At 71.6% G+C, this 23,558-nt stretch carries 23 protein-coding genes; 11 read left to right on the top strand and 12 right to left on the bottom strand.

All coding sequences use genetic code 11. The features are described from left to right. Positions 1 to 120: 120 nt before the first annotated feature. The 5 genes from IE209_RS05300 to IE209_RS05280 all read right to left on the bottom strand — a co-directional run bounded on the left by IE209_RS05300 (position 121) and on the right by IE209_RS05280 (position 4,228). Complete coding sequence (locus IE209_RS05300) at positions 121 to 597, bottom strand: hypothetical protein (protein WP_189685896.1); 477 nt, start codon at positions 595 to 597, stop codon at positions 121 to 123. A 113-nt stretch (positions 598 to 710) separates the two neighbouring features. Next, entirely contained in the window at positions 711 to 1,154 is a 444-nt protein-coding gene (locus IE209_RS05295) for an Imm50 family immunity protein (protein ID WP_189685895.1), read from the bottom strand. A gap of 59 nt (positions 1,155 to 1,213) precedes the next feature. Next, positions 1,214 to 1,525 carry a hypothetical protein gene (locus IE209_RS05290; RefSeq protein WP_189685894.1) on the bottom strand — a complete coding sequence of 104 codons (312 nt, stop codon included), beginning with the start codon at positions 1,523 to 1,525 and terminating at the stop codon, positions 1,214 to 1,216. A gap of 586 nt (positions 1,526 to 2,111) precedes the next feature. Continuing rightward, on the bottom strand, positions 2,112 to 3,341 hold the full coding sequence (locus tag IE209_RS05285) for an ABC transporter substrate-binding protein (RefSeq protein ID WP_229882696.1): 1,230 nt from the start codon (positions 3,339 to 3,341) through the stop codon (positions 2,112 to 2,114). Positions 3,342 to 3,397: 56 nt separating this feature from the next. Next, a complete protein-coding gene (locus tag IE209_RS05280) occupies positions 3,398 to 4,228 on the bottom strand; it encodes a helix-turn-helix transcriptional regulator (RefSeq protein WP_189685893.1) in 831 nt (276 codons plus the stop codon). A gap of 104 nt (positions 4,229 to 4,332) precedes the next feature. On the opposite strand from IE209_RS05280, the gene IE209_RS05275 reads away from it, so the two are divergent. Next, positions 4,333 to 5,208: an SDR family oxidoreductase gene (locus IE209_RS05275; RefSeq protein ID WP_189685892.1), complete on the top strand. Its 876-nt coding sequence runs from the start codon at positions 4,333 to 4,335 to the stop codon at positions 5,206 to 5,208. 9 nt (positions 5,209 to 5,217) lie between these two features. Here the strand turns inward: IE209_RS05275 and IE209_RS34295 are convergent, their stop codons facing one another. Beyond that, on the bottom strand, positions 5,218 to 7,377 hold the full coding sequence (locus IE209_RS34295; RefSeq protein ID WP_189685891.1) for an autotransporter-associated beta strand repeat-containing protein: 2,160 nt from the start codon (positions 7,375 to 7,377) through the stop codon (positions 5,218 to 5,220). Between the two features lie 93 nt (positions 7,378 to 7,470). Between IE209_RS34295 and bluB the strand changes: the two genes are divergently transcribed. After that, the gene (bluB, locus tag IE209_RS05265; RefSeq protein WP_189685890.1) at positions 7,471 to 8,157 is read left to right on the top strand and encodes a 5,6-dimethylbenzimidazole synthase; all 687 of its coding nucleotides are present in this window, start codon (positions 7,471 to 7,473) and stop codon (positions 8,155 to 8,157) included. A 66-nt stretch (positions 8,158 to 8,223) separates the two neighbouring features. Here bluB and IE209_RS05260 read toward each other — a convergent pair whose 3' ends face one another. From IE209_RS05260 to IE209_RS05250, 3 genes are all read right to left on the bottom strand, one after another. After that, entirely contained in the window at positions 8,224 to 8,586 is a 363-nt protein-coding gene (locus tag IE209_RS05260; protein WP_189685889.1) for a DUF4148 domain-containing protein, read from the bottom strand. Positions 8,587 to 8,652: 66 nt separating this feature from the next. After that, positions 8,653 to 9,999, bottom strand: a complete 1,347-nt coding sequence (locus IE209_RS05255; protein ID WP_189685888.1) for a heavy metal sensor histidine kinase — start codon at positions 9,997 to 9,999, stop codon at positions 8,653 to 8,655. Positions 10,000 to 10,153: 154 nt separating this feature from the next. Next, complete coding sequence (locus tag IE209_RS05250; protein WP_189685887.1) at positions 10,154 to 10,831, bottom strand: heavy metal response regulator transcription factor; 678 nt, start codon at positions 10,829 to 10,831, stop codon at positions 10,154 to 10,156. A 122-nt stretch (positions 10,832 to 10,953) separates the two neighbouring features. On the opposite strand from IE209_RS05250, the gene IE209_RS05245 reads away from it, so the two are divergent. The 8 genes from IE209_RS05245 (at position 10,954) to IE209_RS05210 (ending at position 19,524) form a co-directional block, all read left to right on the top strand. Next, positions 10,954 to 11,298 carry a hypothetical protein gene (locus tag IE209_RS05245; RefSeq protein ID WP_189685886.1) on the top strand — a complete coding sequence of 115 codons (345 nt, stop codon included), beginning with the start codon at positions 10,954 to 10,956 and terminating at the stop codon, positions 11,296 to 11,298. A gap of 61 nt (positions 11,299 to 11,359) precedes the next feature. Next, entirely contained in the window at positions 11,360 to 12,619 is a 1,260-nt protein-coding gene (locus IE209_RS05240) for a TolC family protein (RefSeq protein WP_189685885.1), read from the top strand. A gap of 23 nt (positions 12,620 to 12,642) precedes the next feature. Continuing rightward, a complete protein-coding gene (locus tag IE209_RS05235) occupies positions 12,643 to 13,164 on the top strand; it encodes a hypothetical protein (protein WP_189685884.1) in 522 nt (173 codons plus the stop codon). After that, positions 13,161 to 14,258 carry an efflux RND transporter periplasmic adaptor subunit gene (locus tag IE209_RS05230; RefSeq protein WP_189685883.1) on the top strand — a complete coding sequence of 366 codons (1,098 nt, stop codon included), beginning with the start codon at positions 13,161 to 13,163 and terminating at the stop codon, positions 14,256 to 14,258. Before IE209_RS05235 ends, IE209_RS05230 begins: the two co-directional genes overlap by 4 nt. Positions 14,259 to 14,266: 8 nt before the next feature. Further along, entirely contained in the window at positions 14,267 to 17,458 is a 3,192-nt protein-coding gene (locus tag IE209_RS05225) for an efflux RND transporter permease subunit (RefSeq protein WP_189685882.1), read from the top strand. 38 nt (positions 17,459 to 17,496) lie between these two features. Further along, positions 17,497 to 17,883 carry a hypothetical protein gene (locus IE209_RS05220; RefSeq protein WP_189685881.1) on the top strand — a complete coding sequence of 129 codons (387 nt, stop codon included), beginning with the start codon at positions 17,497 to 17,499 and terminating at the stop codon, positions 17,881 to 17,883. Positions 17,884 to 17,948: 65 nt separating this feature from the next. Next, positions 17,949 to 19,160, top strand: coding sequence for a chromate efflux transporter (gene chrA, locus IE209_RS05215; protein WP_189685880.1), 1,212 nt, complete (start codon positions 17,949 to 17,951; stop codon positions 19,158 to 19,160). Positions 19,161 to 19,221: 61 nt separating this feature from the next. After that, positions 19,222 to 19,524 (top strand): flagellar basal body rod C-terminal domain-containing protein, encoded by a 303-nt coding sequence (locus IE209_RS05210; RefSeq protein WP_189685879.1) that lies wholly within the window; start codon positions 19,222 to 19,224, stop codon positions 19,522 to 19,524. Positions 19,525 to 19,674: 150 nt separating this feature from the next. Here the strand turns inward: IE209_RS05210 and IE209_RS05205 are convergent, their stop codons facing one another. After that, the gene (locus IE209_RS05205) at positions 19,675 to 20,793 is read right to left on the bottom strand and encodes a hypothetical protein (protein ID WP_189685878.1); all 1,119 of its coding nucleotides are present in this window, start codon (positions 20,791 to 20,793) and stop codon (positions 19,675 to 19,677) included. A gap of 3 nt (positions 20,794 to 20,796) precedes the next feature. Next, a complete protein-coding gene (locus IE209_RS05200; protein WP_189685877.1) occupies positions 20,797 to 22,089 on the bottom strand; it encodes an MFS transporter in 1,293 nt (430 codons plus the stop codon). Between the two features lie 79 nt (positions 22,090 to 22,168). On the opposite strand from IE209_RS05200, the gene IE209_RS05195 reads away from it, so the two are divergent. Next, positions 22,169 to 22,780: a TetR/AcrR family transcriptional regulator gene (locus IE209_RS05195; RefSeq protein ID WP_189685876.1), complete on the top strand. Its 612-nt coding sequence runs from the start codon at positions 22,169 to 22,171 to the stop codon at positions 22,778 to 22,780. Here the strand turns inward: IE209_RS05195 and IE209_RS05190 are convergent, their stop codons facing one another. Continuing rightward, on the bottom strand, positions 22,781 to 23,545 hold the full coding sequence (locus tag IE209_RS05190) for an SDR family oxidoreductase (protein WP_189685875.1): 765 nt from the start codon (positions 23,543 to 23,545) through the stop codon (positions 22,781 to 22,783). Positions 23,546 to 23,558: the final 13 nt, after the last annotated feature.

The following is a 23,558-nucleotide window of genomic DNA, read 5'->3' as shown; positions in this document are numbered from 1 at the left end:
ACTTCTTCATGAAACCCCTTGAAGTTCGTCCAACTTCTGGGGGTCAGTTCAAAACCGGGGCGATTCACACCGGGAGGCGGGCCAAGTGCCGTGCCGGAGCGAGTCCGCTCGAGCGAAGGGTTAGGCCTCAGTTGTGGTGAAAGCGGCAAGAGCGTTCTCCGCTTCCACGAGGCTGACTGCGACTTCAACGTTGAACGGTGCGGTGTTGGAAGCAAAGACAACCAATGACGACTTGGAGGCGCATTGCAGCTCGACGCCAGCCTGGACCACCACATGCTGTACTGCATGAGGTGACGCGGGGCCGCGGCCAGCGTGATGAACGTGGTGCGGACCGCCTCCGACCAGCTCGGGATGTGGATTCGATGGCTCAAGCCACTCGTGGCGGAAGAGCGGGGTGACTCTCTGGATTGTTCTGGGCTCGTCCAAGGCCCGCCAGGCTCGCGCTACCGTCGGTTCGAGCTTGACCTTGATTGGAAAGACCTCGAAGTACTTCGCGATGCCTACGTCTTCGGTGCTGAAGACGAGCGAATTCCCGTCCGTGCAGCGGAGGGCCACGAAGAGGTGCCAGTACCCCTCGTCTTGGAAGAAGGCGTCCACGCTTCGACCAACGAGGGCTTCGATTTCATGGGGCGAGGCGCGAGCAACTGTCTCCATCTGAGGCCTAACGTTCAAATTCAGCGGGCAGCGAAGCTGTCCGCTGCAATGCAGGGTTAGCCATCGACTACCCCGGGAAACGGCGTGACGGTGAGCACTCGCGCCCGCCGTGCGCGGAACGCGCCAGACAAGCCGAAGCAGTGCTCAAGTTCGACCTCCAAGCCGGCTAACTGATTCTGCGAGTCATACAGAAGCTCAAGCCCCAGGCAGGACAGTACGTTTTGATGATTCAGCCCATCGAGTTCCAGATCGGACACCTCCTCGAATCGAAAGTGGACGACCGAGTCGTGCTCGAGCTTATAGAAACCAACGTCGGTTATTTCCGACGTCATGATCCAACCGCGTAGATGAATTTCTACGGCAGGTATGAAATGACCGTCCGTGCCCCGTTGTGTCCGGTCCAACACAAGGCGATGGATTTCTCCGTCGTGAAAGCTTGGCCACTGGCCGAAGTGCGCCAGCACCTTGCCGTGATCTTCGATGAACTCGTGTGGCTGCATTCGAGGGCTAACGCTAAAAGTAAACGGACGCCGCAGGCGGTCCGTGTTTGACTGTTGTGTTAACCAGCATTGTTGCGCTCGGCGCGACCGAAGTAGAAATGCGCAAGCCAAGGGGGTGCGATAAACCCCACCACACATGAACACCAGAAGCCAAGAGCATGCGCACGCACCAGCGGGCCGAAGAATGAGCCGATGAGGTGAGAGGCACCAAACACAATTGCTGCGAAAACAGCTAGCCGCAGCGCGACATCTAGCAGTGAGCCAACGTGGATAAGCCGGCGCACCGCAAGGTCCGAGACGAAGATGGCAAGGGCAAATGCAAGACCCAGGACGAATCCCAAGACGACTGGAAAAAGCTGATCAGTCGGCATGGCGGTAATGCTGGTTAACTTGTTATATCACGCACCCAAACGCGATTGATCACAGCGCGTGTCGTGCTATCACTTCGTCGAATCAGCATGCAAGTCGTTGATTCATTGACCATTTTCTGCTTCGGTAGGGTGTGCCAGCTCTGATAAAAAGGCGACAAAAGCCGCGTTCGTTACAAACCCGGCCCGCCCTGGTCGGTGTACCTGTGCCGCGCAATCGGGGCGCATTGGATGAACGCCAGAACCTTACTCCACCCCGATGCTCGCGGACGACCTGGCTGTGCGGTGTCGCGCGAAAGCTGCAGCAGTTCGACGACCGGGTCGCATTCGCGCACGCCCTCCGCATTCATTGGCATGTCGGTTCACCCATGCGGTCGACGTGTTGCAGGCGACGGCGCCGCGCGCGCCGGGGCAAAGGGCATGCGCACCCAGCCCATGCGGTCGGCGGCAAACACGGCGTTGGCCACCTCGGCGGGGCGGGACAGTCGGCATCGTCAGCGATTTGCTGCGGGCGCCGGGCCCGACCCCCTGTCTTGCCGCATCGCCATCGTGTCCTCGTGTCGTGCGTCCTGCGTCCTCGCACCTGCACTCAGCGCCCCACCGGCTTGCCCAGCGGCTCGTAGCGCGTGCCGTTGAAGCGCACCAGCTGCACCTGCTGGATCGGCCGGTAGTCGTCCGGGCCGGTCTTCACCTCGATGCCGGGGTAGAGCATGGGCAGCGCCATCGACAGGCTGGCGGCCTGGCGCATGAGGTTCTCGCGCGTGAGCTCGTCGCCGGCCTGGCGGATGACCTGCACCAGCGTCTGCGCCTGCGAATAGCCCAGCACGTTGAGGAAGTCGCTGGGCTCGCCCTGGGGGTAGTACTGCTGCATGAAGGCGCGGTATTCGGCCAGCTCACGCGTGCCCTGCAGCGAGGCGTCGTCGGGGTCGCGGATGAAGGAGGCCGAGATCACGCCCATGGCGTTGTCCAGGCCGGCCGGTTGCAGCACGGCCTGCACGAAGATCGACACGCTGGCCAGGTAGTGCACGGGGCGCCAGCCGGTCTCGGCGACCTTGCGGATCGCCTGGGCCGCGAACTTGGGCGTGGCGATGTTGAAGAACACGTCGGCGCCGCTGGCCTTGAGCGCGATGAGCTGGCTGTCGATGGTGGCGTCGGTCACCTCGTAGCTGGCCTGGGCCACGAGCATGCTCGCGGCCTTGTCGCCCAGGGCGTCCACGAAGCCCTTGAGGTAGTCCTTGCCGAAGTCGTCGTTCTGCAGCAGCACGGCCACCCGGGCCTGCGGCCGCGTGGCCAGGATGTGCCGGGCGTAGATGCGTGCCTCGTCCTGGTAGGTGGGTTGCCAGCCCATGGTCCAGGGGAAGGCCTTGGGGTCGCCGAACCGCGTGGCGCCCGTGCCCACGAACAGCTGCGGCACCTTCTTGGCGTTCATGTAGCGCTGGATCGCCAGGTTCTGCGCCGTGCCCAGCGGGGCGAACAGCGCGAGCACCTCGTCCTGCTCGACCAGCCTGCGCGCCTGCTCGACCGTCCTGGCCGGGTTGTAGCCATCGTCCACGCTGAGCAGCACGATCCTGCGGCCGTGGACGCCGCCCTCGGCGTTGACCTTGGCGATGTAGGCGCCGGCGGCCTTGCCGATGGTGCCGTAGGCCGAGGCCGGGCCGGAGTAGGGGCCGATGTGGCCGATGCGCACCTCGGTGTCGCTGGCACCGGGGTCGTAGCGCTTGTCGGCCAGCGCGGCGCCGGCCAGGGCGAAGGCCAGCACGGCGGTGGAGCAGCGGCGCAGGACGCGCGCGAGGGGAGAGCGGTTCTTCGGGGACATCATGGCAGAGGGTCGGGATGCGCGGCGTCGGGTGGAAGTCTAGCCCGGCCCCGGCCGCGTCAGCCACGGCGTGCGCGCGCGGCGACCAGTGCGCGGATGCGCGTCGCGTCGGCCGGTGAGCCGGGGTTGTAGACCACCATCGCCAGATCGGGCCGGCCGTCGACGGCGAAGGCCGAGTACTCCAGTTCGATCTCGCCGAGCTCGCGGTGGCGCAGGCGCTTCAAGCCCTCGCCGAACTCGCGCACGTCGCTGCCGCGCCACAGCGCCGCGAACTCGGGGCTGGCAGCCGCGAGCTCCTCCACGAACGGCTGCACCGCTGTGGTCGCGCCGGCCCGCGCCACATCGGCCCGGAACACCGCGACCACGAAGCGCGCCACGCTGGGCCAGTCGAACTGCGCGGCGCGCGTGTGCGGGTTCAGGAACATCATGCGCAGCACGTTGCGTTCGGACGGCGCCAGCGCGGCGTAGTCGGTCAGCACGGCGGCGGCGGCCTGGTTCCAGGCCACCACGTCCCAGGTCATGGTGCGCACCATCGCAGGGCTGTCGGGCATGGCGTCCAGCACGCGCTGCAGCCGCGGCGTGATGCCGCCGGGCGGCCGTGCCCGCGCCCCGGGCGGGTGGCCCAGGCCCAGCAGGAACAGGTGGGCGCGCTCGACCTCGGTCAGCAAGAGGGCTTGCGCGATGCGCTCCAGCACCTCGGCCGAGGGCGGGCCGCCGCGGCCCTGTTCGAGCCAGGTGTACCAGGTGGGGCTGATGTGGGCGCGCAGGGCCACCTCCTCGCGCCGCAGGCCCGGCGTGCGGCGCCGCTCGAGCGTGTAGCCCAGCGCGCGCGGATCGAGCCGGGTGCGGCAGGACTTGAGGTAGTCGGCAAGGGCGTTGGGCTCGGCCATGGGACGCGATCGAAGGGGGTAGGAGCTATACCGGGATCAGGTCCCGGCTTCACCGGAACGCACCCGCGCACCACACTCTATCCGTGCAATCAAGGGAGCAAAGCATGCAGGTGTTCGTGACGGGTGCCACCGGCTGGGTCGGTTCGGCGGTGGTGCAGGAGCTGGTGGGCGCAGGCCACCGGGTGCGCGGCCTCGCGCGGTCCGAGGACAAGGGCCGCGCGCTCGCGGCCATGGGCGCGGCCGTGGTGCATGGCACGCTGGACGACCTTGCGCTGCTGCGCAGCGAGGCCGCGCAGGCCGATGCCGTGGTCCATACGGCCTTCCACCACGACTTCTCGAAGTTCGCCGAGAGCGCAGCCCAGGACCGCCTGGCCATCGAGGCCATGGGCGAGGCCATCGGCCCCACGGGCCGGCCCCTGGTCGTGACCTCGGGCCTGGCCATGCTGGCGCCCGGGCGCGTGGCGACCGAAGCCGATGTGCCGCAGGAAGGCCCGGCCTATCCGCGCCGCTCGGAAGCCGCGGCCCGCGAACTGGCCGCGCGCGGTATGCGCACCACGGCGGTCCGGCTCGCGCCCTCGGTGCACGGGCGGGGCGACCACGGCTTCGTGCCCATCCTGGTGGGCATCGCGCGCCAGACCGGTGTGTCGGCCTACATCGGCGACGGCAGCAACCGCTGGCCCGCGGTGCACCGCTGCGATGCGGCCGCGCTGTACCGGCTGGTGCTGGAGCAGGGTGCCACCGCGCCGGCCTACCACGCGGTGGCCGAGGAGGGCATCGCCTTCCGCGCGATCGCCGAGGCCATCGGCGCGGCGCTGGGCCTGCCCGTGGCCTCACGTGAGCCGGCGCACTTCGGCTGGTTCGCCCACTTCGCGGCGGCCGACATGCCGGCATCGAGCGCGCACACGCGCGCGCTGCTGGGCTGGCAAGCGCAGGGCAGCACGCTGCTGGAGGACATCGCCCACGCGGGCTACGCGGACTGAGGGGCCGCCTCAGCTGGCAAGCGTGATCGTCACGCTGCCTGCGCCGTAGCGCACCGTGGATTTGGCGAAGCCGTCCACGGCCACGCTGGCGAAGCGGTCGTGCACGCCCTTGGCGGTGAGCACCACGATGGTGTCGCCGGCCTTGGGCGTGTAGCCGCCCGCGAACGTGACCTGCAGCGTCCCCGCCAGCGCGGCGTGGTCGGCCACGGCCAGCGTGCCGGCCGTGGGGCTGGACAGCGCCAGGCGCAGCGTGCCGGACTTCTGCGTGTAGGTGCCCGCCACGTTGACCTGGGTGCCGTGGGTGGCGAAGGTGCCGCCGTTGACGTAGACCGCGCCCGTGCCGGTGGCCGTCGCGGAGTCCGCGCGCAAGGTGCCTGCCGCCACGATGGTGCCGCCGCTGTACGTGTTGGCGCCGGTCAGGGCCAGCGTGCCGGTTCCCTGCTTGGTCAGCTTGCCCGCGCCGCCGATGTCGTTGCGCCAGCGGTCGAAGGAGCAGAAGCCCGAGACGCAGAAGCCCGCGGTGCTGTCGTCCATGGTGACGGTCACGTCGGCGTCCAGCCGGCCGTAGCCGCTGGCCGCGTCGAACAGGTTCAGGCGGCCGAAGCCTTCCTCGTCGTCGAGCACGGGGTAGCCCGAATCGATGGCCGTGGTCTTGAGCACGGCGCGGCGCTGGTCGGCGCTCAGGTAGGGGAAACGGGTCTCCAGCAGCGTCTCCATGCCCTTGGGCACGACGGCGGGCTGGCCGGCCTTGCTGGCGTCCTTGGCGAAGCCGAAGGTCAGGCGGCGCAGGTAGTCCGCCTTGGCAGCCGCGAAGTCGGCGAAGCGGTCGTCGGCCACGCTGGCCGCGTGCGCGGCGTCCCAGAGTTCGACGCCGGTGGCCACGCCCAGCTTGCCGCGCAGCTGTTGCTGCGCCTGCTGGAAGATGGCCAGGCGCTGCGCTTCGGTGTAGGCCAGGGCGCGGTCGCCTGCACCCTTCAGGAAGGGCATCCAGACCGAGGAGCCGAGCATGCGCCCGCCCATCACGCCCAGGGCCGAATGCATGCCCGCGCGGATGCGGTTCTCGCCGGCCTCCAGGCCACGCGCCACGGCTTCGTGGAAGCGCTGTGGCGCCACGTAGGCGATGGCCATCGAGTAGCGCACGAACTCGGCCGTGTGGCCGCTGGGGAAGTCGGAGTCCTGCTGGGCGCTGGTCTGTGCGGCCGCCGCCGTGGCACCGGCGGCCCGGCGCACCAGCAGCTCGGGCAAGACGCGGACTGCGGGCAGGCTGGGGTCCGCGGCAGACCAGCGGTAGGGGCGTGCGAACTTGTAGAAGCCCTTGGGGCCGTTGTCGGACGCGATGTTGCCCACCGTGGCGTTGTCGACGAATTGCAGCACCGCGCCGAACGCGGGGTTGGTCGTGGCGTTGGTGTCGCCCCAGCCGGCGCTGGGGTTGCCGGCCAGGTCGTCCCAGGCCTGGCCCAGCGGGCCCAGCGCGCCGCCCTTGACCATGCGCGTGACCTTGTTGCCGGTGTCGTCCAGCCGGATCGCTTCCTTCTGCGCGTCGGTGTAGGTGGTCTGCGTGGTCAGCTGGGAGGAGTACGCCATGTTCTGCAGGAACAGCGCACGGTTCTTGACCGTGCCCGTGGTGCCCGACGTGGGCGCCTGGCCCGGCGTGCCGTTGGTGTTGTCCGAGCTGAGCACATGCCACACGCCGTTCCAGCTGGTCAGGGCGAAGGTGTCGCAGGCGTCGCGGCCGGCGACATCGGTGTCCGGCGTGGTGGCGCCGTCCGCGAAGATGCCGGCGTAGTCCGAGGCCTTGAAGCCGTTCATCTTGCGTTCGGACGGCTCCCAGATGTCCAGGAAGCCGGACAGGATGCGCAGCGTGCTGTTGGTGGTGTGGTCGGCGTAGCAGGCGTTGTTGCCACGGGCTGTCGCGTCGTGTCGGCCCGAGTTGTAGGCGGTGGCGTCTTCGCGGTACCGGGGCACGTCCGTGCGCGAGGCCGGCATGCTGGTCGCCGCGCGCGCGGTGACGTCGATGGTTTCGGTGCCCAGTCCGGCCGGCGGCGCGGGAACGGCATAGGGCGCATCGTCTCCGCCGCCGCAGGCAGACAAGGCCAGCAGGGCTGCCAGGGTGACAGCGCGCAGGGCGAATACAGGGGGATGGGCGGGGCGGTGGGCGGAAATCGGCATGCGGGAGCGGGTCGCGGAGAACGAAAAAGCGCGGAGTATTCGCAGCGGACCATGAAACTGTCGTGACAGAACGGGTCGCCGAGAATCGCGCCCATGCTTTCGCCAGAACGTCCCACGCCCGCGCCGGATGGCGTGTCCGACATCCGCTTCGACGCGCCCGACCGCGCCAGCCTGTACCGCGTGCTGCAGGCGCGCCGCGACATGCGGCACTTCGTGCCCGGACAGTCGGTGCCGCAGGAGGTGCTCGCGCGCGTGCTGCAGGCCGCGCACAGCGCGCCCTCGGTCGGCCTCATGCAGCCCTGGCGGCTGATCCGCATCCAGGACCCTGCGCTGCGCGAAGGCATCGCGGCGCTGGTCGACGAGGAGCGGCTGGCCACGGCCGCGCAGATGGGTGAGCGCAGCGCCGAGTTCCTCGCACTCAAGGTGGAGGGTGTGCGCGACTGCGCCGAGTTGCTGGTCGCCGTGCTGGCGCCCGACGACGGCACGCTGTTCGGCCGGCGCACCATGCCGCGCGACATGGCGCTGTGCTCGGCCGCCTGCGCGATCCAGAACCTGTGGCTTGCGGCCCGGGCCGAGAACCTGGGGCTGGGCTGGGTCTCGCTGTTCGAGCCGGCCGCGCTGGGGCGGCTGCTGCAGCTGCCCGAGGGCGCGCAGGCCATCGCCGTGCTGTGCCTGGGACCCGTGCCGGACTTCTATGACCGGCCCATGCTGGAGCTGCAGGACTGGCGCCATGGCCGCCCGCTGGAAGACATGGTCGCGACCGACCATTGGCCTGCCTAGCTGCGCGGCCGGCAGACGTCCCCTCCGGCCCTTGGAGGGGCTGCCCGCAAGGGGGCGCATGCGCTCCTAGAGTTCGCCGCCCGGCAGCGTGCCCGCGCGCAGCGCCTGCACGGCCTGCGCGCGCACCGCGGCGCGCGTCGTGTCGCGGTGGTCCGCCGACAGTGCGCCGATGTCGCCGACCTCGCCTGCGGGCGCCGGGCCGGACGCCGCCAGTTCGCGCAGCACCTGGGCGCGGCTCAGCGGCTGGCCGGTGGCGGGCGCCGTCCAGACGCCGGCCTCGCCGCCGACCGGCAACTGGCCGATGGCGCGGGCCTGCAGCACTTCGGCGCGCACCTGTTCGCGCGTGCGCGGGGCGTCGCCCGCGAGCGCGGGCTGGGCCATGCCGACGATGGCGGTCAGGGAGAGCAGGAGGGCAGAGGTGCGAGGCATGGTGTTTCCTTTGTCGAATGCGCCGCGCGGGGTTGCGCGGTGCCTTGCATTCTGGAAATCCAAACCTCAGGAAGCCGCACCGTTCGGTGACGTTTGCGTCATCTGCGTGTCGCCGAGCCACAGGCCGATGCAGGTGCGGCCGTCGGCCGATTCGGCCAGCGTGCCGCCACCGTGCATGCGCGCGATCGCGGCCACGATGGCCAGGCCCAGGCCGTGGTGCTGGCCGGCCTGGCTGCGCGCGGGGTCGGCGCGGAAGAAGCGGTCGAACAGGCGCGGCAGATGCTCGGGCGCGATGGCCGGGCCCGCGTTCTCCACCGTGATCTGGATGCGGCCGTCCTGCCGCACGATGCGCAGCAGCACGGCACTGCCCGGCGTGGCGTGCCGCGTGGCATTGCCGAGCAGGTTGGACAGCGCGCGCTGCAGCAGGCCCGCATCGACCGCGGCCGCCGCATCGCCCTCGATGCGCAGCACGAGCGCGGCCTGCTCCAGCGCCGCCTCGTGGAACTCGGCCACCTCGGCCGCCAGTGCCGCCAGGCTGGCCACCTGCGTACGCCGCGCGCCGCTGCCGCGCTGCGCGCGCGAGAGGAACAGCATGTCGGCCACGATGTGGGCGAGCCGGTCGAGTTCCTCCAGGTGCGAGCCCAGCACCTCCTGCAGCTCGGCCGCGCTGTGGGTGCGGCGCAGCGCCAGTTCGCTGCCGCTGATCAGCGTGGCCAGCGGTGTGTTGAGTTCGTGCGCCACGTCGGCGTTGAAGGCCTCCATCTGCGCGTAGGCGGCGGCCAGGCGGTCGAGCAGGGCGTTGAACTGCGCGATCAGGGGTTGCAGTTCGGCCGGCTGGGCGCCGCCATCGAGGCGACGGGCCAGCGTGTCCGCGTCGAGCTGGCCGGTCTGCGCCACGAGCTGGCGCAGCGGCGCCAGGCCCAGGCGCACCAGCAGCCAGCCGCCCAGCGAGATGACCGCCGTGCCGCCCAGCGCGGCCAGCAGCAGCAGGGCCGCCATGCGCCGCAGCAGGGCGGCGTCGGCGCGCGGGTCCAGCTGCAAGCTGGCCTGCACGGGCGCGGGCCAACCGTCGACCGCGATGGCGAAGCGGTGCGCGGCGGCCTGCACCCCGGCGGGCAGGGGGCGCGCGAACACGGTGTTGCCCGCAGCGTCGGTCAGCGTCAGCGCCAGGTCGCCATGGCCGGCCAGCATGTCGTCCAGCAGATGCGGCAGGTCTTCGGGCCGGTGCTCGGCGCGGCCCTCGGCCAGCAGCTCGCGCACAGCGGTTTCCTTCTGCGCCAGCGTCTCGTGGCGGCGCTGCGCGAGCGTCCAGTCCAGCGCCAGGTACAGCGCCCCGCAGACCAGGCCGAGGCCGGCCAGCGATTGCAGCGCGAGCCACAGCGACAGCCGTGCGCCGAGGCTGCGTTCGCTCACTGGGGCACCCTTGGGCCTGCGGCCTGTCCCGCCGGGCGGGCCGAGCCCGGACACGAAAGGTCCAGTGGACCTTTCGTGCCTGGCGAGGGGCCGAGGCGCAAGCCTCGGCGCGGCCTGCAAGGCCGAGCTTGCTTGGGGCGGCCCGGCGCGGCGCTCATGCGCGCACTTCGAGCACGTAGCCCATGCCGCGCACCGTGTGCAGCAGCGGCCGCGCGAACGGGCGGTCCAGCTTGTCGCGCAGCCGGCGCACGGCCACCTCGACGATGTTGGTCTCGCTGTCGAAGTTCATGCCCCAGACCTGGGCCGCGAGTTCGGTGCGCGACAGCACCGCGCCCTGGCGCCGCAGCAGCAGCGCGAGCAGGTTGAACTCCTTGTTGGTCAGGTCCACGCGCTGGCCCGCCCGCATGACACGGCGGCGGATCAGGTCCACCTCCAGGTCCGCCAGGCGCAGCACCGTGGCCTCGGCCGGCGTGGCGGCGGCGCGGCGCAGCAGCACCTGGATGCGGGCCACCAGTTCGGAGAAGGCGAAGGGCTTGACCAGGTAGTCGTCGGCACCGCTGCGCAGGCCGCGCACACGGTCCTCGACCTCGCCGCGCGCGGTCAGCATCAGCACCGGCGTCTGCCGGCTTTGGCGCAGCGCGGCCAGCACGGCGAAGCCGTCCAGGCCGGGCAGCATGCCGTCGAGCACCACGAGGTCGTAGGCGTGCTGCAGCGCGGCCGCAAGGCCGGTCACGCCGTCGTGCGCCACATCCACCGCGAAGCCTTCCTCGCGCAGGCCCTGGTGCAGGTACTGCGCGAGCTTGGATTCGTCTTCGATCACGAGCAGTTGCATGCGGCATTGTGTGGCCCGGGAGGAGCGCTTCCCGATGACAAATTTGTCATCCACGGCGTCGTCCGGTCTGCATGTACGGCCGCTACACTCGCGCCGCTGCTGCAACGCAGCAACACCATTCCATGCGCCGCTTTCTCTCTGTCGTGCTGATGCTCGTGCTGCTGCTGCAGGCCTCCTGGTCGGCGGCGGCGGCCGTGTGCCAGCACGAGCCGGTGGCGGCGGAGGCGCACTTCGGCCACCACGTGCACTTCAATGCGCACGCGCCGGCCGACACCGAAAGCGGCCCGCAGCTGCCGCACCTCGATTGCGTCGGCTGCCATGGCGGCCTGTGCGCCGTGCTGCTGGGCTGGCCCACGGCGCTGGCCACGGGCTTGCCGGACGTGCGCCACGCCACGCCTTATCAGCGCAGCATCACCGACGGGCTGCCCGAGCGGCTGATCCGGCCGCCGCACCGCTTCCTCGCCTAAGCCACGTCGGCCCCGCGCTGGGCCGGTTTGCGGACGCCTGTCCGCTGCAACGAGGATTCGCATGTCTTGGAAGTTTTCGCCCCGGCGGGCTGCCCGCCGGTCGGGCCGGGCGGGCGCAGCCGCGCTGGTGCTGGCCATTGTTCCGGCCTGGGGCCAGCTGCCGCCCGTGCCCGCCAACAGTCTGGCCGAGGCCTTTGCCCAGGCCTGGGCGCAGCAGCCGGAGCAGGCCGGCCAGGCCGCACGGCGCGATGCCAGCCAGGCCCAGCGCAGCGCGGCCGAGCGCTGGACGCCCGAGCCGCCCGCGCTGGAGGCCGCGCTCAAGTCCGACCGGCTGAGCGGCAACGAGGGCGCGCGCGAGATCGAGGCCGGCCTGGCCGTGCCGCTGTGGCTGCCGGGAGAGCGGAGGCTCACGCAGGCCCAGGCGCAGGCGCAGGGGCTGGCGCTGGAGAGCGCCCTGCGCGCGGCGCAGTGGCGGCTTGCGGGCCAGCTGCGCGAGGCCTGGTGGGCCTTGCAGCTCGCGCTGCTGGAGCAGCAGGCTGCGTCCGCACGCGAGGACAGTGCCGGCCGTCTGGCACGCGACGTGGCCCGCCGCGTGGCGTCCGGCGATCTCGCACCTGCCGACCGGAACCAGGCAGACGGCGCACTCGCCCAGGCCCAGGCCGACAGCGCCGAGGCCGGACTGGCCGTGGTGCAGGCGCGCCAGGCGCTCGCCGCGCTCGGCGTGCAGCCGGCCACCGACGCGGCTGCGGCGGAGCCGCTGCCGGCGCCGGATGCCATGGCGCCCGACGCCACCCATCCCGCCCTGGCCGAACTCGAGGACCGGGCCCGCCTGGCCGCCCGCGCCCAGGACCTGGCGGCCGCGCAGAAGCGCGCCAACCCCGAGCTGGCCTTGCTGGTCACGCGCGAGCGCGGCGCCTATGGCGAGTCCAACGCCCATGCGCTGACATTCGGCCTGCGCCTGCCGCTGGGCTCGGCCTCCGGCCACCGGGCCAAGGTCGCCACGGCCAGCGCCGAGCGCATCGAGGCCGAACAGCAGCGCGTGCTGCAGGCCCAGCGCCTCGCGGCCGAGGCCGCCGTGGCGCGCGCGCGGCTGGCCACGGCCGAAACCGTGGCACAGGCCGCGGCCCGCCGCACGCTGCTGGCCCAGCAGACGCGCGGCTTCTTCGAGACCTCGTTCCGCCTGGGCGAGACCGACCTGCCCAACCGCCTGCGCGTGGAGCTGGAGGCCTACGAGGCCGAGCGCCAGAGCGCGCGTGCGCGCGTCGCCGTGCACCAGGCCATCTCCGCGCTGCGCCAGGTCCTGGGCCTGCTGCCGCAGTGAACCCATTTCGCGAAAGCATCCCCATGCGACTTCTTCTCCTGACCCTGGCGCTGCTGCTGGCCGGTCCCGCGCGCGCCCACGAAGGCCACGACGACGCGGCGCCCGCGCCCACCGGCCCCGCATCCCCGCGCTTCGCCGCAAGCTCCGACCTGTTCGAACTGGTCGGCGTGCTCGACGGCCACCACCTGCGCCTCTGGCTGGACCACGCGGCCAGCAACGCGCCCGTGGAGAACGCCCAGCTGGCGCTGGAACTGAACGGCCAGGCCGTGGCGCTCAAGAGCGTGGCGGCCGGCGCGTTCGAGGCCGAATTGGCCACCGAACCCGGCCCCGGCACCCACCCGGTGACGGCCACCGTCACGGCCGGCGCCGAGGCCGACCTGCTGGCCGGAGAGCTCGACATCCACGCCGAAGCGCCTGCTGCCGCGGCTGCGCACGCACACGGCTGGCGCGCCTGGGGGCCCTGGGCCGCGGGCGGCCTGCTGCTGCTGGTCGCGCTGGGCGCCCTGTTCAAGCGCCGCCGTCCGACCCTGGGAGCCACCGCTTGAAGACCCTCGCCACCCTTTTGCTGGCCAGCCTGCTGGCCGCCCCCGTCTGGGCCGGCGCTGGCCACGACCATGGCGATGCGCCGGCAACGGCCAATGCCAACGCACCGCAGCGCCTGCCAGACGGCAGCGTGTTCCTGCCCAAGCCCACGCAGCGCCAGATCGGCGTGCGCACGCTGGTGGCCGAACAGCAGCAAGTGCCGCGCGCCTTCACATTGGCCGGCAAGGTCGTGATGGACCCCAACGCCGGCGGCCGCGTGCAGCCCACGCAGCCAGGCCGCCTGGAGCCCGGCCCGCGCGGCTTCCCCACGCCCGGTCAGGCCGTGCGCAAGGGCGAGGTGCTGGCCTATGTGGCCCCCGCCGCCGCGCCGCTGGAGCGCGCCGGCCAGGCCGCGCAGGTGGCCGAATTGCGCGCCGCGCGCGCGCTGGCCGAGAAGCGCCTGGCGCGCCTGCGCGAACTGGCCGACACCGTGCCGCGCAAGGAGATCGAGGCGGCCGAGAGCGAACTGGCCAGCCTGGGTGAGCGGGCCAGCGTGATGTCGGCCGGCCTGTCGCTGCGCGAGGCGCTGGTGGCGCCGGTGTCCGGCGTGATCGCCTCCGCCACCGCCGTGGCCGGCAGCGTGGTCGACGCGCGCGAACAAGTGTTCGAGATCGTCGACCCCACGCGCCTGCGCATCGAGGCCCTGGCCTACGACCCGGCCCTGGCGGCCGACATCGCCAGTGGCGCACTGGCCGTCGGCAAGGAGCGCGTGCCGCTGCGCTTCCTGGGTGCGGCGCGGGCGCTGCGCGAGCAGGCGCTGCCGCTGCAGTTCGCGGCCGAAGGCGCTGCCCTCCAGGCGCTGGCCCTGGGCCAGCCCGTGCAGGTCGTGGTGCAGACCAGGAGCCAGCGCAGCGGCGTGCCCGTGCCCTCGGCGGCGCTGGTGCGCAACGCGTCGAACCAGGCCATCGTCTGGGTCAAGGTGGCGCCGGAGCGCTTCGCGCCGCGCGTGCTGACCACCGAGCCGCTGGACGGCGCCAACGTGGTCGCGACGGCGGGCCTGCAGCCCGGCGAGCGCGTGGTCCACCAGGGCGCGAGCCTGGTCAACCAGATCCGCTAGGGGCGCCGATGTTCAAGTGGCTACTCGACAGCAGCCTGGCCAACCGGCTGCTGGTCATCCTGCTGGGCCTGGTGCTGGTCGCCTACGGCGGCTTGCAGCTGTCCCGCATGCCGATGGACGTGTTCCCCGACCTCAACAAGCCCACCATCACCATCATGACCGAGGCCGGCGGCATGGCGGCCGAGGAGGTGGAGCAGCTCATCACTTTCCCGCTGGAGACCACGCTGAACGGCCTGCCCGGCGTGGAATCGGTGCGCTCCACTTCGAGCGCAGGCCTGTCCTTCCTGTACGTGACCTTCGACTGGGCGACCGAGATCTTCCGCGCGCGGCAGATGGTGTCGGAGCGGCTGTCGGCCATGGAGGAGGGCCTGCCCGCGGGCGTGCTGCCGCGCATGGGGCCGATCAGCTCGGTGATGGGCGAGATCATGCAGATCGCGATTCCCATCGGCAGCAAGGTCGGGCCGGGCGCCGGGCCGTCCCCAAGCACGGCCGCTCCCCCTCGGGGGGCCGGGAGCGAAGCGAGCGTGGGGGCTTCATCTCTCATGGCGGTGCGCGAGTATGCGGACTGGGTCCTGCGGCCCCGGCTGCTCGCGATCCCGGGCGTGGCCCAGGTCATTCCCATCGGCGGCGAGGTGCGCCAGTTCCAGGTGCAGCCCGACACCGCGCGCATGGCGGCGCTGGGCATCTCGCACGCGCAACTCGAGGAGGCCTTGCGCGGCTTCTCGGCCAACACCTCGGGCGGCTTCCTGGCACTCAACGGCCGCGAGTACCTGATCCGCCACCTGGGCCGCACCTCGCGCCTGGACGACCTGCGCCAGCTCGCGCTGACCGCGAACAGCGGCCAGCCTGTCGTGCTGCAGCAGATCGCCAAGGTGGAGTTCGCGGCCGCGACCAAGCGCGGCGACGCGGGCTTCCAAGGCCAGCCTGCCGTGATCCTGGGCATCCAGAAGCAGCCCACGGCCGACACCATCGCGCTCACGAAAGCCATCGAGCGCGCATTGGTGGAGATGAAGAGCGCGCTGCCCGCCGGCATGCAGGCGCCGCAGGTCACCTTCCGCCAGGCCAGCTTCATCGAGGCGTCCATTTCCACGCTGCAGGGCAAGCTCATCGGCGCCTCGGTCTGCGTGGCGCTGATCCTGCTGCTCTTCCTCGGCAACCTGCGCACCACCTTCATCGCGCTGGTGGCGATCCCGGTGTCCTTCCTGGTCACGGCCCTGGTGTTCCGCTGGTTCGGCATGTCCATCAACACCATGACGCTGGGCGGCCTGGCAATCGCCATCGGCGGCCTGGTGGACGATGCGGTGGTCGACATCGAGAACGTGCTGCGCCGGCTCAAGGAGCAGCGTGCCGCGCATCCGGGCACCTTCAACGCGCTGCGGGTGGTGCGCGCGGCCACGCTGGAAGTGCGCTCGGCCATCCTCTACGCCACTGTGATCATCGTGCTGGTGCTGGTGCCGCTGTTCGCGCTGCCCGGCATGGAGGGCCGGCTGTTCGTGCCGCTGGGCGTGGCCTTCATCGTCTCCACGCTGGCCAGCCTGCTGGTCTCGGTGACGCTGACGCCGGTGCTCAACCTGCTGCTGCTGCCGCGCATGAAGTCGCTCGACCATGGCGACACCAAGCTGCTGGCCTGGCTCAAGGCGCGCTACCGCACGGCCCTTTCGCCCGTGCTGCGCCACCCGCGCAAGGCGATTGCGGCCGGCGCGCTGGCCGTGGTGGTGGCGGCGGCGGCCGTGCCGCTGTTCCCCACGACCTTTCTGCCGCCCTTCAACGAGGGCACGTTGCTGATCGGCCTGCGACTGAACCCGGGCGTGACGCTGGACCAGAGTTCGGCGCTGGCCGCCGAGGCCGAGCGCCTCGTCGCCCAGGTGCCCGAGGTCGCGCACGTGGGCCGGCGCAGCGGCCGCGCCGAACTCGACGAGCATGCGGAGGGCGTGCACGTGAGCGAGATCGACGTGGGCTTGAAACCCGCGGGCGAGATCACGCGGCCCATGGACGCCGTGCAAGCCGACATCCGCGCGCGGCTGCAGCACCTGCCGGCGGCCATCGCCATCGGCCAGCCGATCTCGCACCGCATCGACCACATGCTGTCGGGCGTGCGCTCGCAGATCGCGGTCAAGATCTTCGGCGAGGACCTGGACCAGCTGCGCGGCCAGGCCGAGGCGCTGCGCGCGCGGCTGGCCGGCATCGAAGGCCTGGCGGACCTGGAGGTCGAGAAGCAGGTGCTGGCGCCGCAGATCAAGGTGGCCATCGACTACGCGGCCGCGGCGCGCTACGGCGTGCCCGTGCCGCAGGTGCTGGCCACGCTGCAAAGCCTGGTCGAGGGCGAGCGCGTGACGCAGATCGTCGAGGGCAACCGGCGCTTCGCGCTGGTGGTGCGGCTGCCCGAGGAGGCGCGCTCGGTGGAGGGCCTGGCGCAGATCCTCGTGGAGACGCCCACGGGCCGTGTGCCGCTGTCCATGCTCGCGCGCATCGAGGACAGCGACGGCCCCAACCAGATCAGCCGCGACGACGGCAAGCGCCGCATCGTGCTCTCGGCCAATGCCCAGGGGCGCCCGCTCTCCGAGGTGGTGGCCGACATCCGCACGGCCGTCGCCGCGCATCCGCTGCCCGAGGGCCTGTTCGTCACGCTGGGCGGGCAGTTCCAGGCGCAGGAGGAGGCCTCGCGCCTGGTGGGCCTGCTCTCCATCGTCTCGCTGGTCGGCATGTTCGTGGTGCTCTACAGCCGCTACCGCAGCACGCGGCTGGCCTTGCTCATCATGGCCAACATCCCGCTCGCGCTGGTCGGCGCGGTGCTGGGGCTGTGGCTGTCGGGCCAGCCGCTGTCGGTGGCGGCGCTGGTGGGCTTCATCACGCTGGCCGGCATCTCGGTGCGCAACGGCATCCTCAAGGTCAGCCACTACATCAACCTGATGCGCTTCGAGGGCGAGGCCTTCGACCACCGCATGGTCCTGCGCGGCTCGGTCGAGCGGTTGAGCCCGGTGCTCATGACGGCGCTGGTCACGGCCTTCGCGCTGGCGCCACTGCTGTTCGAGGCCGAGCGGCCCGGCACCGAGATCCTGCACCCGGTGGCCGTGGTGATCTTCTCCGGCCTGGTCAGCTCCACGCTGCTGGACACCTTCCTGACGCCGGCCATGTTCTGGCTGTTCGGCCGCCAGGACGCCGAGCGGCTCGCGCGCGACGACACGGCCGAGGCCCTGTGATGTTTTTTTCTCCAACCCGTTCGACACGAGGACACACCATGAAGACCCTGACCCTGTTCGCCGCGCTGGCACTGGCCGGCGCAGCCCACGCCCAGCCCGCCCACAGCCATGGCGCAGGCCATGACCACCAGGCGCTGCACGGCGGTGTGGTGGTGGAGGCCAGCGACATGGACTTCGAGCTCGTGGCCAAGCCCGACACGATCGCGCTGTACGTGCGCGACCACGGCAAGGCCGTGGAGCTCCAGGGCGCCACGGGCAAGCTCACGCTGCTGGCCGGCAGCGCGAAGACCGAGGCGCCGCTGCTGCCGGCCGGCGACCGGCTCGAGGCCAAGGGGAGCTTCCCGACGGCGGCCGGCACCAAGGTGGTGGCGACCGTGCAGCTGGCGGGCAGGAAGCCCGCGAACCTGCGCTTCGCGCTGAAGTAGGGCGACACCGGGGTGTCGTGCGGAGCGCATAGCATGCCTTCCTTTTGCCTGCTCCGATTCCGCCGATGCCCGACCCCGCCGTTCGCTCCGACAGCCCCTGGCATGTCTTCCTCGTGTTCCTGCGCCTGGGCCTGACCTCCTTCGGCGGCCCGGTTGCGCACCTGGGCTACTTCCGCACCGAGTTCGTGGAGCGCCGGCGCTGGCTGGACGACCGCGCCTATGCCGACCTCGTGGCGCTGTGCCAGTTCCTGCCGGGGCCGGCCAGCAGCCAGGTCGGCATGGGGCTGGGCCTGGGCCGCGCCGGTGGCTGGGGCATGCTGGCGGCCTGGGCCGGCTTCACGCTGCCCTCGGCGCTGGCGCTGATCGCGCTGGCCGAGCTGGTCGTGCACCAGCCGGCGCTGGCGGCCGCGGGCTGGGTGCACGGCCTCAAGGTGGCGGCCGTGGCCATCGTGGCCCAGGCCGTGTGGGGCATGGCGCGCACGCTGTGCCCGGACCGCCAGCGCGCCGCGCTGGCCATCGTGGCCGCGCTGGTGCTGCTGGCCTGGCCGGCGGCACTGGCCCAGGTGCTCGTGATCGCCGCGGCGGCGCTGGTGGGGCGCTGGCTGCTGCGGCTGCCGGCCGTGGCGGCCGCGCCTGCGCCGCAGCGCTGGCCGCTGTCGCACCGCGCCGGCGTGCTGGCGATGGTGCTGTTCCTGCTGCCGCTGGCCCTGTTGCCGTGGTGGGCAGCGGCGAGCGGCACGCCGACGGCGGCACTGGTCGACGGCGTCTACCGTGCCGGTGCGCTGGTGTTCGGCGGCGGCCATGTGGTGCTGCCGCTGCTGCAGGCCAGCGTGGTGCCCGCGGGCGCGCTCGGCAACGCCGAATTCCTGGCCGGCTACGGCGCCGCGCAGGCCGTGCCGGGCCCGCTGTTCACGTTCGCGGCCTACCTGGGCGCGGCGGCCCACTGGCCCTGGCAGGGCTGGACCGGCGGTCTGCTGTTGCTGCTGGCCATCTTCGCGCCGGCCGCGCTCGTGCTGCTGGCCGCGCTGCCGTTCTGGCAGACGCTGCGCGAGCGGCCCGGCGTGCAGGCGGCGCTGGCCGGTGTCAACGCGGCCGTGGTCGGCGTGCTGCTGGCCGCTCTGTACGACCCGGTCTGGACCAGCGCGGTCCACGGCCGCGGCGACTTCGCGCTGGCCCTGGCGGCGTTCGGGCTGCTCGTGTTCGGGCGCTGCTCGCCCGTCTGGGTCGTTGCGCTGGCGGCGGTGGCGGGGCAGGCGCTGGGCTGGATGGCACGATAACTCGCGAATCATGTCGACTATTCGCTTTATGAACGGGCGAATGAATGGCCCAATCCGGCCCATGGCCCCGATCACCTCCATCGCTTCCAGTGGCATGCAGGCCGCCCGGCAGCGCCTGCAAGCGTCCGCGCACAACGTCGCCAACCTGCAGACCGCCGGTTTCACGCGCCTGGAGGTGGTGCAACAGGCGCGCAGCGAGGCCGGGGGCGTGGACGCCGCGACGCGGCGCGCCGGGGCGGTCGGCGTGTCGCTGGAGTCCGAGGTGGTCGACCAGCTGGCGGCGAAGAACGCCTTCGTGGCCAATGCCACCGTGTTCCGCACCGCTGATCGCATGGCCGGCGCGCTGCTCGACATCCACGCCTGAACGGGCGGGTCTACGCGGCCGCCTGCTGCAGATCCACCTGCAGATTGGCGTGCCCCGGCCCGAAGGGCGAGGCCCCAGGGCGCGACGCTGACCATGGAGGCCGGCTTTCACGGGGCCTCGCGTGGCCGTGAGGGATTCGCCCACAGCTTCTCAGCGCACGCCGGGAAACAGATGCGGCCGTGCCGCGGCCGAAGGCAGCACGCAGGCCACGTCGTGCCGGCACCCCGGCACCACCTGCAGCGGCCTGGGCTGCGGCGGCCGCAGCAGCTGGGCTTCGTAGGCCGCATAGCCTTGCGCGCGCTGCAGACGGTACGCGCCCTGCAGCTGGGCGGCGCAGCCATGGTCCAGCACCTTGTCGGCATTGCCGGGGCCGGGGCCGCTGTCCAGTGCGCCGGCCAGGTAGGCCACCTCGGCCGCGCGGTAGCGTGCGCGGGCCGCCGCCGCGTCGCCCAGCCGCGCCGGCAGGTCGGCCACGCCGTACTTCCAGCGGTCGTAGCGCGGGCAGGCCGACGGGTCGGGCGCCTGCAGCACCAGCGCGCAACGGCCCGGGTAGGCGGCCGCCGGCCCGCAGGCCGAGGGATCGGCGACCGGTTGGCCGCCTTGCTGCGGCTGCGGTCGCACCGGGTCGAAGTAGAGCCAGGTGCCGGGGTCGGCGATCACATGGCGCAGCCGCACGCCGCCTGGCGCTTCGGCTGCGAAGGCCACGTGGTGCTGCAGCAGCTGCGCGCCGGCCGAAAAGCCCGCGAGCGTAATCTGACGCAGGCCGGGCCATTGGTGTGCAAGAGCGGCCACGAGTGCGTCCAGCGCGGAGAAGGAGGTGACGGGTCGCGGTCCGTCGGAGGCCTCGCCCGCCAGCCAGCTGCCGCAGCGCCACAGCGCATCACCGGGCTGGGCCGGCGGCTCGCCCGGGGTGTGGCAGCGCTGCGCCTCGGCGGATGCGACCTGGAACAGCGGCGCCACGACCAGCACGCGGCCCTGCAGACCGGCGGCCTGCACGGCGGCGAGGCCGGCGTTGAAGCTGTGCGCCGCATCGCGCGGGTAGCCGTGCATGACGAGCAGGGCCGTGTCCGGCGCCGTGGCGCCGGGTGGCTGCGAGACGTAGTAGGGCAGCTGCCCGCCATCCTGCGGCAGCGCCAGGCGCAGCAGGCAGCCGGCGGGCTGGGCCTGGCGGTCGCAGGGCACGCCGGGGTCGGTGGCCGGCGTGCGTGGCACGGCCTGCGCGGCCAGCGCCGCGAGCAGGCCTGCCGCGGCCAGCCAGGTGCGCGCCATGGTTCAGGGCCGGCTGGGCGCCAGCGCTGGCGCCACCGTGCGCGCGCGCACCAGCAGCACGGCCGCCGCGGCCACCAGGCAGGCGGCGCCGGCCGTGAACAGGGCCGGCGTGTACGAGGCCAGCACCGAGCGCGACAGCCCCGCGCCGTAGGCCGCCACGGCCGCGCCGAGCTGGTGCGCGGCGAACACCCAGCCGAACACCAGCGCCGCACGTTCCGGGCCGAACTCGGCCGCCGCGAGCTTGACCGTGGGCGGCACGGTGGCGATCCAGTCCAGCCCGTAGAACACGGCGAACAGCGACAGGCCGGCGATCGTGAACTCCGAATACGGCAGCCAGAACAGCGACAGCCCGCGCAGCCCGTAGTACCAGAACAGCAGCTTGCGGCTGTCGTAGCGGTCCGACAGCCAGCCCGACAGCGTGGTGCCGATCAGGTCGAAGATGCCCATCATCGCCAGCACCGAGGCGGCGGGCACAGGACCCAGTCCGTAGTCGCCGCACAGCGAAATGAAGTGCGTCTGCACCAAGCCGTTGGTGCTGAGGCCGCAGATGAAGAAGGTGCCGGCCAGCACCCAGAAGGCCGGCACGCGTGCGGCGCTGGCCAGGGTCCGGAACGGCAGCTTCCAGTCGGCCCGCGGCGCGGCTTGGGCCGGCGCGGCGGCCGGGTCGGCCCCGTAGGCGGCCAGGCCCAGCTGGGCCGGGTTGTCGCGCATGAACAGCAGCACCGCCACGAACACCAGCGCCGCGGCCGCGACCACGGGCAGCAGCGCCCAGCGCCAGCCGTGCTGCTCGATGAGCCAGGCCGCCAGCGGCAGGAACAGCAGCTGGCCCGTGGCGCTGCTGCCGGCCAGGAGGCCCATGACCAGGCCCTTGCGCTGCACGAACCAGCGGTTGGCCACCATGGCGCCCAGCACCATGGCCGTGAGCCCGGTGCCGATGCCCAGCACCAGGCCCCAGAGCACGAAGGCTTCGCCCAGCGTGTGCATGAACAGGCCCAGCACCAGCGTGCTGGCGATCACGGCGGCCGCGAAGGCCACCACGCGCGAGACGCCGTAGCGCAGCAGCACCACGGCCGCGAACGGCCCCAGCAGCCCGTACAGCGCGAAGCGCGTGGCGAAGACGGAGGAGAGCTCGGTCGTGCTCCAGCCGAACTCCCGGGAGAGCGGCTGCATCAGCGCGCCGGGCAGGCCGAGCGCCGCCGAGGTCGTGAGCATGGCGAGGAAGGTGAGGGCCGCAATGGCCCAGGCGTAGTGGATGCCACGGCGCTGCAGCAGCGCGGCGAGACGGTGGGCCAGCATGGTGTGTGTGGGTTTTGGCGGTGGCGAAGGTTTCAATGATAATGACTGCAATCAAAAAATGTCAACGCAGAGGAATGCGATGAAGGTGACCAAGGAACAGGCGCAGCAGAACCGGCTGGCCCTGCTCGAAGCCGCGGGCCAGCTGTTCAAGCAGCATGGCATCGACGGCGTGGGCGTGGCCGACGTGTGCCGCCAGGCCGGGCTCACGCACGGCGCGCTGTACAAGCATTTCACGGACAAGCAGGATCTCGCGGCCCAGGCCTTCGCGCACGCCTTCCAGCAGGGCTATGCGCAGGTCACGCAGAGCACGCGGCCCGGGCTGGCCGGTGCGGCGCCGCAGCGCAGCTTCGCGACCTACCTGGACCGCTACCTGAGCCGCAAGGTGCGCGACGACATGGCCAAGGGCTGCCCCTTGGTCTCCACGGCCTGCGAAACCGCACGCCAGGGCGAGGCCGTGAGCCGCAGCTACGCCGATGCGTTCATGGCGTTGCGCGCAGGCGTCGCGGCGACCCTGCCCGAGGACACCGCGCCCGCAGAGCGCGAGGCGCTGGCCAGCACCGTGGTGGCCGCCCTGGTCGGCGCGATGGCGATCTCGCGCGGCATGGCCAAGGCCGACCGTGCCGAGGCCGACGCCGTGCTGGCGCAGGTGCGCGGTGTACTGGAGAGTTTGGGCGGTCTGGCTGTGCGTTGATCAGATCGTCACGCCGCCATCGATGACGAGGTTTTGCCCCGTCATGAACGCACCCGCCTGAGAAGCCAGGAACACCGCTGCGCCGGCGATCTCGTCGGGCTCGCCGATGCGGCGCAGGGGCGTGGTGGCCGTGCGCCTGGAGAGCAATTCCTCGTCCTCCCACAGCGCCCGCGCGAAGTCGGTCTTGATGAGGCCGGGCGCGATGCAGTTGACGCGCACGTTGTGCGGCCCGAACTCGACGGCGAGGTTGCGCGCGAGCTGCATGTCGGCGGCCTTGGAGATGCAGTAGGCGCCGATGATGGGCGAGCCGCGCAGCCCACCGATCGACGAGACGATGGTGATGCTGCCGCGTCGGCGCTCCAGCATGGCCGGCGCGGCGAAGCCGATCAGCCAGTGGTTGGCGATCACGTTGTTCTCGAGGATCTTGCGGAATTGCGCGTCCTCGATGCCGGCCATGGGCCCGTAGTAAGGGTTGCTGGCTGCGTTGCAGACCAGCGCATCCACCGGGCCGAGCCGGCGCGCCGTCTCCTCCACCAGGTGGCGCAATTCGTCCTTGGAGGAGATGTTGGCCGGGATGGCGATGGCCGCGCCATCGCCGTGGGCGCGGCAGATCGCGGCGGCCACTTCCTCGCAGGCCTCGGCCTTGCGCGAGGAGATGACCACCCGGGCGCCATGTTCGGCCATGCGCTCGGCGATGGCGCGGCCGATGCCGCGCGAGGAGCCCGTGACGATGGCCACCTGGCCAGACAGCGAAAACAGTGACATGCCTTGTCTCCTT

Origin of the sequence: Pseudorhodoferax aquiterrae (genome assembly GCF_014652235.1) — a bacterium.
Classification (GTDB): domain Bacteria; phylum Pseudomonadota; class Gammaproteobacteria; order Burkholderiales; family Burkholderiaceae_C; genus Pseudorhodoferax; species Pseudorhodoferax aquiterrae.
The sequence above is the reverse complement of the archived record's forward strand: the minus strand, read 5'-3'. Positions and strand labels throughout refer to the sequence as shown.

What these genes read in the sequence shown, in the direction of transcription:
- IE209_RS05295 (WP_189685895.1), bottom strand. Translation starts at nt 1,154, where the DNA reads ATGCAGCCACACGAGTTCATCGAAGATCACGGCAAGGTGCTGGCGCAC.
- IE209_RS05290 (WP_189685894.1), bottom strand. Translation starts at nt 1,525, where the DNA reads ATGCCGACTGATCAGCTTTTTCCAGTCGTCTTGGGATTCGTCCTGGGT.
- IE209_RS05285 (WP_229882696.1), bottom strand. Translation starts at nt 3,341, where the DNA reads ATGATGTCCCCGAAGAACCGCTCTCCCCTCGCGCGCGTCCTGCGCCGC.
- IE209_RS05280 (WP_189685893.1), bottom strand. Translation starts at nt 4,228, where the DNA reads ATGGCCGAGCCCAACGCCCTTGCCGACTACCTCAAGTCCTGCCGCACC.
- IE209_RS05275 (WP_189685892.1), top strand. Translation starts at nt 4,333, where the DNA reads ATGCAGGTGTTCGTGACGGGTGCCACCGGCTGGGTCGGTTCGGCGGTG.
- IE209_RS34295 (WP_189685891.1), bottom strand. Translation starts at nt 7,377, where the DNA reads ATGCCGATTTCCGCCCACCGCCCCGCCCATCCCCCTGTATTCGCCCTG.
- bluB (WP_189685890.1), top strand. Translation starts at nt 7,471, where the DNA reads ATGCTTTCGCCAGAACGTCCCACGCCCGCGCCGGATGGCGTGTCCGAC.
- IE209_RS05260 (WP_189685889.1), bottom strand. Translation starts at nt 8,586, where the DNA reads ATGCCTCGCACCTCTGCCCTCCTGCTCTCCCTGACCGCCATCGTCGGC.
- IE209_RS05250 (WP_189685887.1), bottom strand. Translation starts at nt 10,831, where the DNA reads ATGCAACTGCTCGTGATCGAAGACGAATCCAAGCTCGCGCAGTACCTG.
- IE209_RS05245 (WP_189685886.1), top strand. Translation starts at nt 10,954, where the DNA reads ATGCGCCGCTTTCTCTCTGTCGTGCTGATGCTCGTGCTGCTGCTGCAG.
- IE209_RS05240 (WP_189685885.1), top strand. Translation starts at nt 11,360, where the DNA reads ATGTCTTGGAAGTTTTCGCCCCGGCGGGCTGCCCGCCGGTCGGGCCGG.
- IE209_RS05235 (WP_189685884.1), top strand. Translation starts at nt 12,643, where the DNA reads ATGCGACTTCTTCTCCTGACCCTGGCGCTGCTGCTGGCCGGTCCCGCG.
- IE209_RS05225 (WP_189685882.1), top strand. Translation starts at nt 14,267, where the DNA reads ATGTTCAAGTGGCTACTCGACAGCAGCCTGGCCAACCGGCTGCTGGTC.
- IE209_RS05220 (WP_189685881.1), top strand. Translation starts at nt 17,497, where the DNA reads ATGAAGACCCTGACCCTGTTCGCCGCGCTGGCACTGGCCGGCGCAGCC.
- chrA (WP_189685880.1), top strand. Translation starts at nt 17,949, where the DNA reads ATGCCCGACCCCGCCGTTCGCTCCGACAGCCCCTGGCATGTCTTCCTC.
- IE209_RS05210 (WP_189685879.1), top strand. Translation starts at nt 19,222, where the DNA reads ATGGCCCCGATCACCTCCATCGCTTCCAGTGGCATGCAGGCCGCCCGG.
- IE209_RS05205 (WP_189685878.1), bottom strand. Translation starts at nt 20,793, where the DNA reads ATGGCGCGCACCTGGCTGGCCGCGGCAGGCCTGCTCGCGGCGCTGGCC.
- IE209_RS05200 (WP_189685877.1), bottom strand. Translation starts at nt 22,089, where the DNA reads ATGCTGGCCCACCGTCTCGCCGCGCTGCTGCAGCGCCGTGGCATCCAC.
- IE209_RS05195 (WP_189685876.1), top strand. Translation starts at nt 22,169, where the DNA reads ATGAAGGTGACCAAGGAACAGGCGCAGCAGAACCGGCTGGCCCTGCTC.
- IE209_RS05190 (WP_189685875.1), bottom strand. Translation starts at nt 23,545, where the DNA reads ATGTCACTGTTTTCGCTGTCTGGCCAGGTGGCCATCGTCACGGGCTCC.